General features: G+C 55.6%; 12 protein-coding genes. 2 read left to right on the top strand and 10 right to left on the bottom strand.

All coding sequences use genetic code 11. From position 1 onward, the window contains the following. Window positions 1-28: 28 nt before the first annotated feature. Window positions 29-1039: a BMP family ABC transporter substrate-binding protein gene (locus LZ463_RS21100; protein WP_241458148.1), complete on the top strand. Its 1011-nt coding sequence runs from the start codon at window positions 29-31 to the stop codon at window positions 1037-1039. A gap of 199 nt (window positions 1040-1238) precedes the next feature. Here LZ463_RS21100 and LZ463_RS21095 read toward each other — a convergent pair whose 3' ends face one another. From LZ463_RS21095 to xdhA, 5 genes are all read right to left on the bottom strand, one after another. After that, entirely contained in the window at window positions 1239-1427 is a 189-nt protein-coding gene (locus LZ463_RS21095) for a 4-oxalocrotonate tautomerase (RefSeq protein WP_241458146.1), read from the bottom strand. A 59-nt stretch (window positions 1428-1486) separates the two neighbouring features. Further along, window positions 1487-2818: a guanine deaminase gene (gene guaD, locus LZ463_RS21090; protein ID WP_241458143.1), complete on the bottom strand. Its 1332-nt coding sequence runs from the start codon at window positions 2816-2818 to the stop codon at window positions 1487-1489. A 132-nt stretch (window positions 2819-2950) separates the two neighbouring features. Then, the gene (gene xdhC / locus LZ463_RS21085; RefSeq protein WP_241458141.1) at window positions 2951-4096 is read right to left on the bottom strand and encodes a xanthine dehydrogenase accessory protein XdhC; all 1146 of its coding nucleotides are present in this window, start codon (window positions 4094-4096) and stop codon (window positions 2951-2953) included. 10 nt (window positions 4097-4106) lie between these two features. After that, on the bottom strand, window positions 4107-6485 hold the full coding sequence (xdhB, locus tag LZ463_RS21080) for a xanthine dehydrogenase molybdopterin binding subunit (RefSeq protein WP_241458139.1): 2379 nt from the start codon (window positions 6483-6485) through the stop codon (window positions 4107-4109). Between the two features lie 15 nt (window positions 6486-6500). Beyond that, window positions 6501-7985 carry a xanthine dehydrogenase small subunit gene (gene xdhA, locus LZ463_RS21075; RefSeq protein ID WP_241458137.1) on the bottom strand — a complete coding sequence of 495 codons (1485 nt, stop codon included), beginning with the start codon at window positions 7983-7985 and terminating at the stop codon, window positions 6501-6503. Between the two features lie 235 nt (window positions 7986-8220). Here xdhA and LZ463_RS21070 point away from each other — a divergent pair, with 235 nt between their 5' ends. Beyond that, window positions 8221-8379 (top strand): hypothetical protein, encoded by a 159-nt coding sequence (locus LZ463_RS21070; RefSeq protein WP_241458135.1) that lies wholly within the window; start codon window positions 8221-8223, stop codon window positions 8377-8379. Between the two features lie 557 nt (window positions 8380-8936). On the opposite strand, the gene LZ463_RS21065 is transcribed toward LZ463_RS21070, so the two are convergent. The 5 genes from LZ463_RS21065 to LZ463_RS21045 are packed head-to-tail and all read right to left on the bottom strand — an operon-like array spanning window position 8937 to window position 15382. Continuing rightward, a complete protein-coding gene (locus tag LZ463_RS21065; protein ID WP_241458133.1) occupies window positions 8937-9335 on the bottom strand; it encodes a hypothetical protein in 399 nt (132 codons plus the stop codon). Window positions 9336-9354: 19 nt separating this feature from the next. Then, window positions 9355-11775 carry a protein kinase domain-containing protein gene (locus tag LZ463_RS21060; RefSeq protein WP_241458131.1) on the bottom strand — a complete coding sequence of 807 codons (2421 nt, stop codon included), beginning with the start codon at window positions 11773-11775 and terminating at the stop codon, window positions 9355-9357. Next, window positions 11776-12432, bottom strand: coding sequence for a 4Fe-4S single cluster domain-containing protein (locus LZ463_RS21055; RefSeq protein ID WP_241458129.1), 657 nt, complete (start codon window positions 12430-12432; stop codon window positions 11776-11778). Beyond that, a complete protein-coding gene (locus tag LZ463_RS21050; protein ID WP_241458127.1) occupies window positions 12429-14312 on the bottom strand; it encodes an AAA family ATPase in 1884 nt (627 codons plus the stop codon). Before LZ463_RS21050 ends, LZ463_RS21055 begins: the two co-directional genes overlap by 4 nt. Beyond that, window positions 14309-15382: a hypothetical protein gene (locus LZ463_RS21045; RefSeq protein WP_241458125.1), complete on the bottom strand. Its 1074-nt coding sequence runs from the start codon at window positions 15380-15382 to the stop codon at window positions 14309-14311. Before LZ463_RS21045 ends, LZ463_RS21050 begins: the two co-directional genes overlap by 4 nt. Window positions 15383-15400: the final 18 nt, after the last annotated feature.

The raw sequence follows: 15400 nt of genomic DNA, 5'->3' as shown, positions 1-15400 counted from the left end.
GCCAGCAGAAAAATATACGGAGGAAGACATGCACATCCACAAGCCGCGATTCATTTTCCAGGCCTTGTTATTGCTCATCGTTGCACTGGCGGCAAGCGACCTTCACGCAGTGGAAACACAGAAAATATTCTACGTACGGCCCGTCCCCGACAATGACGATCCCTACCTGCAGCAAGGCAGCGAAGGCATCAGGCAAGCGGCGCTGCTGTACCAGATGCAGGCCACGACACTGTCCAGCCAGCCTGACCGCAGCGGCAGGCAAAAACAACTGGAAAACGCCATCCGGCAAGGCGCCAGTATCATTGTCATGATCGGTTATGAATTCAGGGAATTACTGGATACCGTGCCGCGTACTGCACCGCAGGTACGCTTTGTGATACTGGAACAATGCATCAGCAATCCGCCACCGAATCTGCTGTGCATCAGTTTCAGGGAAACCGAGGCCGGTTACCTGGCAGGTATGGAAGCAGCCATGATGTCAGCCAGTGGCAAGCTGGGCATCATTGGCGCCGTAAAAACCCCGTTGAAACAAAAGACTGTCGATGCCTTTGTCGCTGGCGCCAGGTCAGTCAAGGCTGACATAACCCTCAACAATATCGCCTGGATAGAAGGCAGCCAGCCTTTCAATGATGCAGGCCGTGCAGAAGCACTGGCCAGGGCCATGCTGGCCGAAGGTGTGGACATCATCTATGCGGCAGCGGGCAGCAGCAATAGCGGTGTCTTCAAGGCGCTGACCGTCAACCCCAGGGCGCGCGCCATAGGCAGTTATGTCAACCAGTGTCCCAAATCCGGTGGCAAGGTGCTAGACAACATGCAGGTACATGGCGATACGGCCATCAGCCTGGCAGTAGGTACCATACTCAGCGGCAGCAAGGAAACCCGCATTGACTATGGCCTGAAAGAAGGTGCGCTGTCACTGACTGGCATCAGCACTGACGCGTCCTATTCGGAATGCGAGATCCTGCGCCAGCGCCCTGTCCTGCAAAAATTGCGCGAAACCAGTCAGGCAATTATCAAGGGTAAGTTGAAGACAGAGTAATGCTTAGAGGTTGTTGCGAAATTAAGATGGCTAGGCTAACGCGCTATGGAAGCACCCCTTGCAAGGGGTGCCCGTTACGTCGGCAGACAATATATTGTCTGAAACCCCGACTACACCGTCGCCGACGCAGACAGTACTTTAGTACCGGGTTTTACGTTCGGGAGGCGCAACAACGCCAGGTTAATTTCACAATAGCCTCTTATTTTTTATCCGACCAGAGCGTGCCGCCACTAGCCCAGTCTTCACGCTTCACTTCCGTGATGATGATATCAACGGCATCGGGTGAACAGCCCAGGGTCTGGCTGCTGGCTTCGGTAACGGCTTTGACAAAGGCACGCTTTTGTTCCAGCGTACGGCCTTCAAACATTTGAACATTAATGGTGGGCATGCTTATCCTTTAAGGCGGTTGAACGATGCCCACCATCTTAAGCCAATCAGGCAATAATTTCACGCCGGACGCTGATGCACCAGTTTGCCTGCAGCATAAGTCGCGGCAACAGTGCGGTCATCACCGAGCAGGGCCAGTGCAAACAGCAACTCATCGAGGCTGTCAGTGTGCTTGCTGCGGCGCGCCAGCAATGGTGTTGCCTGCGGATCGAGAACAATGAAATCGGCTTCGGCATCCCTGACGAAATTGCCTATCGTACCTTCCTGCTGCATGCTGCGCGCACCGCCCAGGGTGGCCAGGTAAAACATGCGTAATGCAGGCAGGTAGGTGCCGCCCAGACGGGCCATCTTGTAGGCGGCATTCATGGTGCGCAACATCGAGAATGAAGTGCCGCCGCCTACATCGGTCGCCAGCGACAACAGCACATTCTGGGCATCGGCTTTTTCAAAATCAAACAGGCCGCTGCCAAGGAAAAGATTGGAAGTCGGGCACATTGCCACCGCCGATTGGGTTTCTGCCATGCGTGCACGGTCGCCATCATCGAGCCAGATGCAGTGGCCATACATGGACCGCGGGCGCAACATGCCATAGTGATCATACACATCGAGGTAACTGCGCGCCCAGGGGAAGAGTTCTTTGGCCCAGGCCACTTCATCAGTATTTTCTGCCACGTGGGTCTGCAGGAAGGTATCGGGATAAGCGCGCGCCAGCTCACCGGCCAGTTGCATCTGCGCTTCAGTTGATGTCGGCGCAAAGCGCGGCGTAATCGCATACAGCTGGCGGCCGCGCTTATGCCATTTTTTGATCAGGGCCTCACTGTCACGCACACCGCCTTCTGCTGTATCACGCAAGAATTCAGGGCAATTCCTGTCCATCAGGACCTTGCCGGCCACCATGCGCAGGTTACGCGCCTCGCTCTCGGTAAAGAAGGCGTCGACAGATTCCGGGTGCACGGTGCAATACACCATGGCGGTCGTGGTGCCACTGCGCAGCAATTCGTCAAGAAAGAAGCGGGCCACTTCACCGGCGTGTTCAGGGTCGGAAAACTGCCTCTCGGTCGGGAAGGTATAGGTTTCCAGCCAGGGCAACAAACCCGGTGCCGGCGAGGCAATCATGTCGGTCTGCGGATAATGGATGTGGGTGTCGATAAAACCGGGCACGATGAGTTTGCCACGGTAATCAATGACTTCTGTACCTGCCGGCAGGCTGGCGTGCAACTGAGCATAATCACCGGCTGCCTCTATCCTGCCATTGCTGACGATAAGCAAGCCGTCTTCATGCCAGTCATAAGACTGTGCATGAAAGGCCGGGTCCTGTTTGAAATGCAGCACACTGGCGCGATAAGCTTGCAGGCCAGCGTCGTGCCTGTTGCCTGATGGAGAAGTAGTCATCTGATGGTCTTTCTTGAATTTCTGTTCTGCAATTCATCCTTGCAGGCGCAATCAAACCGGGCCTGTTTTAATCAGCCCGGCATTCTGTTCGCATGGGACAATACTGTGGTGCTAAGCGCTAACAGCGAGAGTTTAACGCTTAGCCAGCAAGTGACATTCTTCTTTATCCATTATTTCTGCCTTTGCCTCCGGATTCGCTGTCTTGCCTGTTATCTGGCTGGCGGATGCTGCTATTTTTGTCAACATACGGCCCAGGGCCTTTTGCTGCTGCAGTTCATGCTCCTCCCACACCTGCAGGAGCTGGGCGACGACCGATGCAGCAATCACAGCCGGTTGCTTGCCATGGATGCCGGGCAAGCCTATGGGGCAGACCATGTCGGTCATGCGCGTGGCCGGTATGCCACGTTCGCGCAGGCGGCGTTCGAACTGCACGCGCTTGGTTTGTGAACCGATCAGACCAAACCAGCAGATATCATGACGTCGCAGTATATGTTCGGACAGACGCCGGTCCAGTGCATGACTATGTGTCATCACCAGAAAAGACGTGCCCGGTGCAGCACCGGCGATCAGGGCTTCTGGTGTATCGGTCGCTTCGACAATGACATTGGCGGCCAGCCGTGTCGGGAACATGTCCTCACGTTCATCCACCCAGGTGATGCGACAGGGCAGGTCTGCCAGGGCGCGGACGATGGCGGCGCCAACATGGCCGGCGCCAAACAACATCAGGTGCGCCTTTTCCGCCAGGCAGGAATCAAGCAGCCAGCGCTGGCCCGTGGTATCAGTCAGGACCTGACAGGCCGTCAGGACATCTATCGCAACAGGCAAAATGGCTGGCCAGACTGGCCCGGCCAGGTGGGTGGCATTGTCATCACATAGCGTCACTGCCTGATCACTGTCCAGCGCCAGCAGACGCCAGGTATCCAGGCCCAGGCGCCAGCGCTGGTTCAGGCAATTCAGGTGAGTGAGATTATCACTGGCCACCCGCTCAAAGGCCAGGTGCACGACACCGCCACAACACTGACCCAGGCTGGGGCCCAGCGGGAAGCGCTCCAGACGCCGCTGTGCAGCCAGCATGGTATCCGGCATGGCCAGCATGGCACGGGCGATTTCTGTCGCCTTCATTTCCAGGTGACCGCCACCGATGGTATCGAATAATTCATCGGCGGTAATCACCATCTTGGCGCCGGGTTCGCGTGGGCCGGAACCGAGTACGGTGGCCACCGTCACCAGTATTTTTGGTGCGCTGACGCTGGCAAGCGCAGTTAACCAGTGCTTCATGATGACCCCATTATTCCGGTGTGACAGGCTGTGCAGCCATGCGCCCGACTGCATTGATGGCATGCAAAATCGCCTCGCTGGTGGCCGGTGCATTCAGTGGCGGGTTGTAGCGGTAATCGCCCACACTGGCAATCGCATCACGTATCGCAAAAAACACCGAGAATGGCAGCAACAAGGGCGGCTCGCCGACGGCCTTGGAGCGATGTATGCTGTCCTGCACATTGCGGTTCTTGAACAGGTTGACACGGAAATCTTCAGGGCAATCCGAGATCGCCGGTATCTTGTAGGTCGAAGGCGCATGTGTCATCAGCTTGCCACCCTTGTTCCACCACAGTTCTTCGGTAGTGAGCCAGCCCATGCCCTGGATGAAAGCCCCTTCCACCTGGCCGATGTCGATGGCCGGATTCAGCGACTGGCCGGCATCGTACAGGGCGTCGGCACGCAAGAGTTTCCATTCACCGGTCAGGGTATCGACGATAACTTCAGATACCGACGCCCCATAGGCATAGTAAGAGAAGGGATTACCACTCATGGTTTTCGGGTCCCAGTGCAGACCCGGTGTCGCGTAAAAACCGTCAGACCACAGTTGTACCCTGGCCAGGTAGGCTTTTTGCACCAGGGCTTCAAACGGGATATCGAGACCATTCACCCTGACCAGGTCATTGGCGAAGCCGACGTCAGCGATTTCGCCGCCATAGGTTTTTGCGGCAAACTCTGCCAGGCGCTGACGCAGGGTGTGGGCCGCATTCTGCGCTGCCTTGCCGTTGAGATCGGCGCCGGTTGATGCAGCAGTCGCCGAGGTATTGGCCACCTTGCTGGTATCAGTCGCTGTGGCCCTTACCTTATTCAGGTTAAGACCCAGTTCATGCGCCACGACCTGGCACACCTTGGTATTGACGCCCTGCCCCATTTCACAGCCACCATGGTTGACCAGGATAGAGCCATCGGTATAGATGTGCACCAGTGCACCAGCCTGGTTCAGGTGAGTGACGTTAAAGGCAATGCCAAACTTGACCGGTGTGAAGGCCAGGCCTTTTTTCAGTACCGGGCTGCTGGCGTTGAAAGCCTTGATATCCGCACGGCGTTGCTGGTATTGACTGGTCGTTTCCAGTTCTGCCGTCAGTTCATGGATGATGTTGTCGACGACCTTCTGGCCGTACTGGGTGATGTTGCGGCCTTCTTCGTCATTACGGCCATAGAAATTGATCTTGCGTATATCGAGTGCATCCTTGCCCAGGTTACGGGCGATGCCATCAATGATGTATTCAATCGCAATCGCCCCCTGCGGGCCGCCAAAACCACGGAAAGCCGTATTCGACTGGGTATTGGTCTTGCCGCACATGGCACGGATATCAACGTCGCCAAGATAATAGGTATTGTCGAAATGGCAGACTGCACGCGTCGCCACCGGCGCCGACAGGTCGGCAGAAAAACCGGCGCGCGACACCATCTCTACCCTGGCGGCGATGATGCGGCCTTCATCGTCGTAACCGACTTCATAATCATAATGGAAGCAGTGACGCTTGCCTGTCACCATCATGTCGTCATCACGGTCAGCGCGCAGTTTGACCGGGCGCTTCAGTTGTGCTGCCGAAATCGCTGCTGCCGCCGCCCACAGGGCAGACTGCGATTCCTTGCCGCCAAAACCACCACCCATGCGGCGGCATTCAACCACGATATGATGCGATGCCACGCCCAGGGCATGCGCCACCACATGCTGCATCTCACTCGGATGCTGGGTAGAACACAGGACCAGCATGCCCCGGTCTTCTTTGGGGATGGCGTAGGAAATCTGCCCTTCCAGGTAAAACTGTTCCTGCCCGCCTACATACAGTTCACCCTTGATGCGGTTGGGCGAACGTTCAAACGCAGCCTGCGCATCACCGCGTTGCAGGCGCATCGGCGGCAAGACAAAGGACTGGGCTTTTTTCGCTTCCTGCGGGGTCAGGATGGCGGGTAATTCTTCGTAGACGATCTCTGCCTTGCGCACGGCGCGGCGGGCATTGTCATGTGTGTCAGCAACGACGATAAAGATGGGCTGGCCGACATATTCCACCAGGCCTTCTGACAATATCGGATCGTCATGGATGATGGGGCCGCAATCATTGGTGCCGGGTATATCTTTGGCGGTGTATACGGCAACGACACCACGGGCACTTTTGACTGCATCAAAGTTCATGGACACGATATTGGCATGCGCCTTGGCAGACAGACCCAGCGCCGCATGCAGGGTACCCTGCACTTCCGGGATATCGTCGGTATAGCGCGCCTCGCCGAGCACATGCAAAACGGCTGATTCATGCGGATGGGACTTGCCCACTTCGGCCCAGCCAGCATCGGTCCCGGCCAGGTTTTTATCGTTCAGGAAAGCGTCGGTTTGTGTATTCATATTATTCTCCTGAGCTCAGGCGGTAACAGTGGCAGCCGGTGCAAACACATTCACTGCCTGCAACTTCAGGGGGGCGTCTGTCCTGGTTTCCAGCCAGAAGCGGCGCAAGAGGTTTTGTGCTGTCTGCATGCGGTAGGCAGCACTGGCGCGCATGTCCGTCAATGGTGTGTAATCTTCAGCCAGCAAAGCCATGGCGTTTTTCAGAGTGGATTCATCCCAGACTTGGCCGTTCAATGCTGCTTCTGCCTTGGGTGCGCGACGTGAAGTTGCCGCCATGCCACCGAAAGCAATGTGCGCATCACGCACGATGCCGCCATCAAGCGTCACCGCAAAGGCAGCACAGACTGCCGAGATGTCCTGGTCATAACGCTTGGCCAGTTTATAGGTACGGAAATGCTGTCCGGCCTTGGGCAGGGGAATACGCACGGCTTCGACAAATTCGCCGGGCTGCATGTCTTTTTTCATGTAATCAAGATAGAAAGACTCAAGCAAAAGCACACGCTGGCCCTGCACGCTGCGCAAAACTATTTCTGCACCGAGAGCAATCATCCATGGTGCAGAATCGCCTATAGGTGAACCATTGGCGACACTGCCACCGAGGGTGCCGGTATTACGTATCGGTTGCGAGGCAAAACGTTGCCACATCTCGGTCAGCTCATCCGGGTAATGCCGGCAGATTGCACCATAGGCGTCATTGAGTGACACCGCTGCGCCTATCTCCATCTTGCCGTCGACCGTCCTGATCTGCTTGAGTTCATCGACTTCACGCACATAGATGATATTGCCAAGCTCACGCATCTGCTTGGTGACCCACAGGCCGACATCGGTAGAACCGGCGAGTATGGTGGCTTTTGGTTGTGCAGCACGGATTTCAGCCAGTTGCTGCAGGGTGCGCGGTGCAAAAAAACTTTGCCCGTCAGCTTCGTAAGTGAACATCTCGCCACGCTGCAAGCCTTGCAGGCCGGCGATGACGGCAGCACGGTCAAATTGCGCCGCCGGCAATTCACTCATGCGCCTGGCTGCATCAATGATGGGGCGATAACCGGTGCAGCGACATAGATTACCGGACAGGGTTTCGTCAACTTCCTTGCGGCAGGCTGGTTTGTCCTGCCCTTCTTTTTTCAGGTACAGGCTCCACAGGGACATGGCAAAACCCGGTGTGCAAAACCCACATTGCGAACCATGGCATTCAACCAGCGCCTGCTGTACCGGGTGCAGCTTGCCATCCGCCTGTTGCAGGTCTTCCACGGTAAACACGGCCTTGCCGTCAAGCGCAGGCATGAACTGTATGCAGGAATTCACCGATTGCAATTCAAGCTGGCCATTTTTCATTTCACCGACCACCACGGTACAGGCCCCGCAATCACCCTCGGCACAACCTTCCTTGGTGCCGGTGCAGTGACGGTCTTCACGCAAATGCTGCAACAGGGTGCGGGTAGGCGCAACATCATCGACTTGCTGGATTTGGCCTTGGAAGTAAAAACGTATAGGGTCAGACATGAATGCTCCGGTATGAAATTCTTATGCGGCGAGGTTAGCACTGGCTGTGCTGGCCTCTATATCAGGAAAATGATGTTGGCTATCTTCGCTTGAAAATATGATGCACCGCAACCCAAACCCAACAGCCCGCAAACCCACGCCAGCCTTCAGTATAGGCCGTACCGGCAAAAGCGCGGGTCGATAGCGAAATGAGGACTATCACAGTTTTCATATACAGGATTTGCTCTATGAAGACATGCATGATTTGCTATTGAAAAATCAAATCCAAGAGGCAATTTCATCAGGACTGGCAAAAGGAATAGCCGACAATACATCAAATTACACGTATAGAGGTCGTGTTGGAGGTGTTTTTGAAGTTGCTGTTGCTGTTGCTGTTGTTGATTTTAGTTTTTGACTTTAGTAGTTCCGATGTGTCGATGCCTTTGCTGCAAGGCAGAAAATGGAAAAAGAAGGATCGATGTTTGAGGTGCAGCAGGGGTTTCGTGCAGCATGCTGCACGCCTGCGTAACGGCATGCGCTTGCAAGCGCATGTTCCTAAGGGCAAGGCCGAAGGCGAGTTTTCGAGCCTTCCCATTTTTTGACTTGCAGCAAAGGGAACCCCCTTTAGGGGGATGTTGGCAGGGTTTCGCAAAGCACGCTTTGCGCTGCCAGCATCTAAGCCGCCTGCAAGCGGCGCAGTGGAATCGACGCCTTGTTGAAGCAGTGCTTCAACCCTTTTTGGCTTACCTTTTTGGCGAAGCAAAAAGGTAAGTAGTCGCCGGTCTACCACCGGCCGGCAATCTTCAATCAACGAATGCACGTTAAAAAGACAATCACATTGCGCAGAAAACCCATCCCCATCCCAACCATTCCACTACGCTGCTTGCAAGCAGCTTAGAAATTGATGGTGCAAAGCATGCTTTGTGAATGCTTGACATCCTCATAAAGAAAAAAACCGCTACACCCTACATCTCAACGCTTAATAAAATCCGTATGCCTAAACCTCAACGCCGACCAATCCTCATCAATCGCCACCATACGCACACTATCAAACCCCGCCGCCCTGATCACATCCCAGCCGCTGTCGCGATTGAATTCACATTGATATTTTTTGGATGTCCCCTTGGGATAGGCAAACCATAGCAAAGCGTCGCCCTCCACTTTTTTGGCCAGGGCTGCCGACACCTTGTCCAGTTCCTGCTGCTTGCTGACAAACACCAGTGCAAAGCCGATTTTCTTGATCGCTTTCACATCCCTGACGATGCTGACGCCTTGCAAGGAATCGAGCTCTGCCTCAAAAGAAGCCGGTGCATTCATGACCAGAATTTCGCCCTGGTCTTTCAGATTCAGTTTGTCAAAGATGGCGGGCATGGTCATTCCTCATCAGGTTTTATAATTGTTCACCAAGGGTACGGATTTTTCGCATGGTCAGCAGGTTGGGTACATATCGCCAGGCAGCGACGGCAGCAAAAGCCGCCAGGGCCAGGTATAAACCCCTGGTGCGGAAAAAGATAGGGATAGCCACCATGACAAGAGCAACTGCGATTTGCAATTCATGGGCGCTCCAGCCCTCATTCTCTGCACGCCTGACAGCCAGGGCATCAACGAGTTTGCTGAGTTTTGCCGCAATATGTTCCACCCTGAGAGCTGCTTTTTTTGCCTCTTGCCAGCCTGGCTCGATACTGCCCGATGCGCGCAGGCGTATCAGCAGTTCATAATACTGGTCAAGCGCAGCACGCAGGTCGACGGCGGCATTGGTCAGCAACAGGTTATCCGTAGCGGCAATACGTACTGCCCTGATGCTTTGCAGAACTTCCTGTTTGATGGCTTGCGCCTCTTCCTGTTCGCTGTTCTTTTTCCAGGCGTCGGCCTTTTGCTGGCGTTCTGCTGCCTGCTGGGCCTCGGGCAGCATGGCTTCTGCCACCAGCAGGGACGCCGGCTGCATCTGCTCAATGTCGCCCAGGGCTGACAGCCAGGGGCAGTAAGCCTGCAAACCCGCGTAGGCAACAACCAGACGCTTGCGCAGGCGATCTGGCCAGCGCTCATCATAGGCCAGGGCCAAGATGCGCGCATGCAACTTATACAAAGGTGCATTGTTATTGACTTCCAGGCCATACATGAGTTTGTCGATGTTGTGATGTTCACCTGGCAACTGCTTGCCAGTCTGCTCATCGATCAACTTGTGGGCGTCTTGCCATTCGCGCTCTATCTGCCGGCAGGCTTGCGGCCATTTCCCGACGATGCCGGCAACCTCCTTGTTACCGGCATCCGCATAGGTATCGAGCACACCATAGTTATAGATCTGGTGCAGCCAGGATGCCGCAGCTTCATCGCCCTTCAACGCCTTGTTGGCATAAGCAAGTATGCCTGGCAATTCTATCGATTCGCCGCGCCATACCGGTGGTATGCCCGGCGCCAGGTGCAGGATCAGGCGCAGCAACTGCACATCAACCGAGAGTTTTTTGTCCTGGCGCATGTCGAGCAGGACACGTACGGCATTCTGGTCTTTTTGCACATCGCGGAACCAGGACAGCAACTGGGCATTCGAGATATCCCTGACACCATCGTCCCAGTTGCGCGCCAGGCCAACGGCCAGTTGCTCCTTGGTATGACAGATATCATTGCCAATGTGATAGGGTTCGCGAAAACCGGCCATGACCATGGTTTCGACCGGGTCAGGCAGGCTGCGGTCACGGGCCAGCCAGCGCATGATATGGGTTTCATCCCAGCGTGCCTTGGGGTCACGCAGCAGCAGGCCACGCAAGAGTTTGCGCAGATAGCTGTCATGCACGGCATTGAGTTCTATCTCACGCGTGGTCAGGTAATGCAGGATAACGGCTTCTGACAGGCTGGCGAATGGGTGACGGCCCAGCGTCAGTTCCAGGATGATCATGCCCAGCGCCCAGAAATCGGCCTTGGCGTCAATGACCCCGGACAGGCTTTCTGGCGAGGCATAAGGCAGGGTGCGCGCCGTACCGGTCAGTCTTTGAGTAGCATCGAGTACTGAAGAAATACCAAAGTCCGTCAGCACCAGGTCGAGCGGGTCCAGAGTGCGCAGCAAGATGTTTTCCGGCTTGAGGTCGCGGTGGATCAGGCCGACCGCATGCACGCTGGCAATAGCGGTAGTCAGTTCACGCACGATGCTTTCCATCCTGCTGGCCGGCAGCATGTTTTTTTGCATAAACTGGCGCAGCGAACCCAGTTCGCAATACTCCATCAATTCATAGGCATGGCCGTCAGACAGGCCGGATTCGAACACGACCACACGGTGTTCTGCCGGTACCGCCTTCAGTCTTTCGCTGACTTCGGATTTGGTATGGATGCCGTGCCGGTATATTTTTGCCACGCGCAAAGTCGCGTCCGTCACATCCTGCACCAGCAAGAGTTCTGCTTCAGCCCCCTGTGTCGCCAGCGGCCGCACGATCTGGAAGCGGTCACGCAAGCTGGCTGGCAGTGATAACAGGCTTTGTATCTGTCGACCGGGCTGTGCGTGTACCGACGCTGGCATCAATGCAGGTAATGCTGCAGGCAGCACAGCGAATGGGCGGTTGCAATACAGGCAAAGCTGACTGCCAGGCGGGCTGGTTTGCGCGCAATCGTCATAGCCACAGAGCATCGCCTGCTGCGTCTCTGCCGCTGCTGGCAAGGGCGCTGGCGGCGACGTTTGCAGCGGTACTGATGATGTTATTACAGCTTCCCGCTTCTCTGTCAGATCGATGCCCGACAACAGGCTGCCACATTGACAGCGCATGACTTCAGGCGCGTTCTCCGTCTCACATGCGGGGCAGCGACGTATATACAGCTGACTCAATTATGATCTCCAGCTGGCGTGTTCAAACTGCAAGCCGCGTTCTGCGCAACGCTGTTCCAGCGCCTGCATGTCACCGCGCCCCGGTATGCCGACATACCAGACACGCTGGCCGTCGACCATGGTCTGTATGCGCTTGTCATGCTCGGTGATGGGTGCGTCGACATAGGCTTGCATGCGCGCCCTGCCCCTATCGGACAATAACACCAGGGGCTGGTTGGACGAGCCGCGCCAGGCCTGGGTCAAAGGCCTGCTGGCGACAAAGGGCTCAGGTATCAGGGCATCGAGTTTTTCCAGCAAGACAGTATGTTTCTTTTGCAAGGTAGCCAGTGGATAACCGCTGTAACACAGAATGTCCACGTCAAGCCCGGCCGTACTGCGCCAGTGCAGCAAACCATCAAGCAAGGCCTTCAGCGCCAGCGGCTGGTCAAACGGTTCACCACCAGAAATAGTGATGCCGTCAAACTGTCCCGCGCTAACCTCGCGGCACCAGCTCAGCAGGCGTGCCACCGTCATCTCTTTACTGCTGTCCCTGGCCCAGGTATCTTGCGACACACAGTCTTTGCAACCTATGCTGCAACCCTGTAACCATATGCCTATGCGGCGACCCGGTCCCAGGACAGTGACTGGAAAATGGGCTTTGTTGATCGCAATCTTCATGTCAATTGCAGGTTCAGGCTGATGACTTTATCGGCTTCGGTAATTGCCATGACGGTGACGCGTTGCTTGCCTTCGAGTTCCAGCTCAAACAGGGCGCGCGACAGGGGATTGATGAAGTTTGATTCCAGCTGATTGCCAACACCACGCCCGCCATTGCTGAGGTCACGTATGCAGCGCGCCAGCAATTCTTCACGCACCGCTGCCGGCATGGCCAGTTGCAGATTGAGTTCTTCCTGCAGGCGACGTGCCACATTGCGCAACATGCCATCAAAAATTTTACCAGCCACTTCAGCAGAAATAAAATCAAAGACCACGATATTGTCACCGATGCGGTTCAATAATTCTGGCCGCGACAATTTGAACTTGAAGTAATTGCCTATGGCTTCGCGCACCTTGAATTCCACGGTTTCATAACTGTCACCGGGTTTTACATTCTGACTGCGCTCACCCTGGCGATCTTCAACATAAATGCCGAGATTCGAGGTAAAAATCAGAATGGTTTCAGAAAAATAAGCAGTATCGCCACGGCCATCGGTAAGCCTGCCGTCTTCGAGTATCTGCAAAAATTTGTCGAGTATGCGCGGATGGGCTTTTTCGATTTCATCAAACAGCACGACAGAAAAAGGTTTTTGCCTGACTGCATTGGTGAGCTCGCCACCGGCGTCAAAACCAACGTAGCCAGGTGGCGCACCAAGCAGGCGGGCACTGGTATGTTCTTCAGCAAACTCGCTCATGTCAAAACGCAGGTAGGCGCGCTCATCACCAAACACCAGTTGTGTCAGGGTCTTGGCCAACTCGGTCTTACCCACACCAGTGGGGCCGGCAAAGAACAAAACGCCACGCGGGCGGCTGCCGCCAGAACGCGCCTGCGCCCCGGTCAAGCTCATGACCGAGCGCTTCAATATGTCCAGGGTTTTCACCACCGCCGGATGCTGGCCCTTGACACGCTCTTCGATAAAGCTCTGGCCATCACGTATTTTCTTACGCAGGTAATCCTTGCGCCAGGGGTTGTCGAGAGCGCCTACTTTATAGCAGCGCACTGCATCTTCTATATCCGTAATGCCGAGCTTTTGCCGGTCTGCCAGCTCGGTGATATCCGACAGCGCCGCCAGCGACATGCCCTCTGTGCCTTCGGTAAAGCTTTTGACAAACTGGGTACGCACGGCAGCAGCAGCATCTGCATAACCTTTAAACAAAGGGGCAAGTTGCAGCGCGGCAGCCTGACGCATTTCAAAATCAGGTTTGCTGATGACCAGGCTGGCCACCCTTTCGCTATCGAGCGTGAACCAGGATGGCAGATCCTGGGCGCGGTTCACCAGCCACAGTACGGGATTGTATTGTGGCAAGCCGCCTGCATCGCGCGGTACTATCGCGCTGGCACTGAGGGAGAGTTTTTCCGCCGCGACAAAAAAACGATGCTCAGCATCACTCAACTGCTCAGCCTTGCGCGGGATACGCGAAGAAAAGTCCAGCACCATGGCGCAGCGTACTTCCTTCTCTGTGCTCAGTCGCTTCATGAGCTTGCTGAGGCTTTCCAGGCTGAGCTGCTGGCAGCCGTCTGCCAGTTTCAGATCAAACAGGCGTGTAGCCAGATCGCGCTGGGCAGGCTCATCCGGATAGACGCGCAAACCATCGATAGGGTCATAAATCAGTAAAAACCGGTAGTCATTACGCTTCATGGATTCCCATAAGGCGCGATTGAGCGGGACCAGGGTGGCAGTGCTGACGATATCGCTGGCCGATGGATTGGTTGTGCTGATCACGGCAGCATCCAGTGAAACCAGAAAATTGTCGCGTATGCTGCCAGAAATCACGAAATGCGAACGTATGGGCAGCAGGCGTTGCAGGTCAAGCAGCCAGCGTGTTTCAGGAACATTCATGGTAATTTTTTCGCCATCAAACGGGTATGACTTTCAGTTTGCTCTTCTTCTGCAAACTGTGGCAGCTTGGTTTCCACCACCAGCTGTACCGGCAACTCACCGGCTTGCAGCAGACGTGTTACCTGCATATGGATGCCGCGTGCTTCCAGCGCTGCCATCAGGGCAGGGAATTCGCTGCACCAGCGGTCTTCGGCCAGATGGTCAAGCACGCTGCGCTCGTTTTCACCTTCTTTCACGGCACGGATGACATTGAAATTGGCTTGCCCGGATTTGGCGTCAATGCGCATGCGCACCATGTATTTGTCCCAGCTGCTGCGGCGAAAATGCACGACACCGCCATCAACAAACAGGGTGTGGCCGATTTCTTCCACCTGGTAACCAAGATCTTGCAGGGTCTGTTCCAGTATCAGGGCCTGGGCTTCGTCGACCTGGCGTTTTTGCTCGGCTGCCAGCAGGGCTTGTATCTGTACCCGCAACTCGCTGGCCAGCAGGTCGGCACGCTCGCCTGGCAAGGCCTGCTCCAGCTCTTTTGCCAGTTCCTGTATGTTCTGTGGAATATCCTGTATATGCGCGATACGTTTCAGCAGACGGGCCAGCCGGCTCTGCGGCAACGCTGCTGCGCTGGCGGTCTGCAGGTTCGCATCACTGTCGTCAAACAATGCATCGGCGCGGCGCGCTGATTCTTCCAGCAGCACTGGGCGCAACTCGTAGGCAAGAGTCTTCAGTGCATGGACATAGTGAAGTAATTCCTGCTCATTTTCTGCTATTGCCGGCAATACGGGTCTGGCCGCCAGGACTTGCGCGCTACAGCCTATTTTTTCAGCGAGGGCGCTCAGCTGGGCAAATTCCTGCTCGGCCAGCTGCAATTGTTCCTGCAAAGCCTGCCGCCCCTGCAAGGCAGCAGCCTGCAACTGGTTTTGCAAAGCTGTCTGCTGCTCGATTTGCCTGGTATTGAGGGCATTGGCATTCTGATGCGCCTGGGCGATGACCAGGGCGGCACGTATGGCTGCTGCCGATAGCAGAATAAGCAGGGGGTCGCCTGAGATGATGACTGTAGTGGGGCCGCTCATAGTCCTGATTCTGGTTAG

Origin of the sequence: Undibacterium paludis (assembly GCF_022568815.1) — a bacterium.
Lineage (GTDB): Bacteria > Pseudomonadota > Gammaproteobacteria > Burkholderiales > Burkholderiaceae_D > Undibacterium.
This window is presented reverse-complemented; position numbering and strand designations above follow the sequence as displayed.

What these genes read in the sequence shown, in the direction of transcription:
- LZ463_RS21100 (WP_241458148.1), top strand. Translation starts at nt 29, where the DNA reads ATGCACATCCACAAGCCGCGATTCATTTTCCAGGCCTTGTTATTGCTC.
- LZ463_RS21055 (WP_241458129.1), bottom strand. Translation starts at nt 12,432, where the DNA reads ATGAAGATTGCGATCAACAAAGCCCATTTTCCAGTCACTGTCCTGGGA.
- xdhC (WP_241458141.1), bottom strand. Translation starts at nt 4,096, where the DNA reads ATGAAGCACTGGTTAACTGCGCTTGCCAGCGTCAGCGCACCAAAAATA.
- LZ463_RS21095 (WP_241458146.1), bottom strand. Translation starts at nt 1,427, where the DNA reads ATGCCCACCATTAATGTTCAAATGTTTGAAGGCCGTACGCTGGAACAA.
- LZ463_RS21045 (WP_241458125.1), bottom strand. Translation starts at nt 15,382, where the DNA reads ATGAGCGGCCCCACTACAGTCATCATCTCAGGCGACCCCCTGCTTATT.
- xdhB (WP_241458139.1), bottom strand. Translation starts at nt 6,485, where the DNA reads ATGAATACACAAACCGACGCTTTCCTGAACGATAAAAACCTGGCCGGG.
- guaD (WP_241458143.1), bottom strand. Translation starts at nt 2,818, where the DNA reads ATGACTACTTCTCCATCAGGCAACAGGCACGACGCTGGCCTGCAAGCT.
- xdhA (WP_241458137.1), bottom strand. Translation starts at nt 7,985, where the DNA reads ATGTCTGACCCTATACGTTTTTACTTCCAAGGCCAAATCCAGCAAGTC.
- LZ463_RS21070 (WP_241458135.1), top strand. Translation starts at nt 8,221, where the DNA reads ATGCATGATTTGCTATTGAAAAATCAAATCCAAGAGGCAATTTCATCA.
- LZ463_RS21050 (WP_241458127.1), bottom strand. Translation starts at nt 14,312, where the DNA reads ATGAATGTTCCTGAAACACGCTGGCTGCTTGACCTGCAACGCCTGCTG.
- LZ463_RS21065 (WP_241458133.1), bottom strand. Translation starts at nt 9,335, where the DNA reads ATGCCCGCCATCTTTGACAAACTGAATCTGAAAGACCAGGGCGAAATT.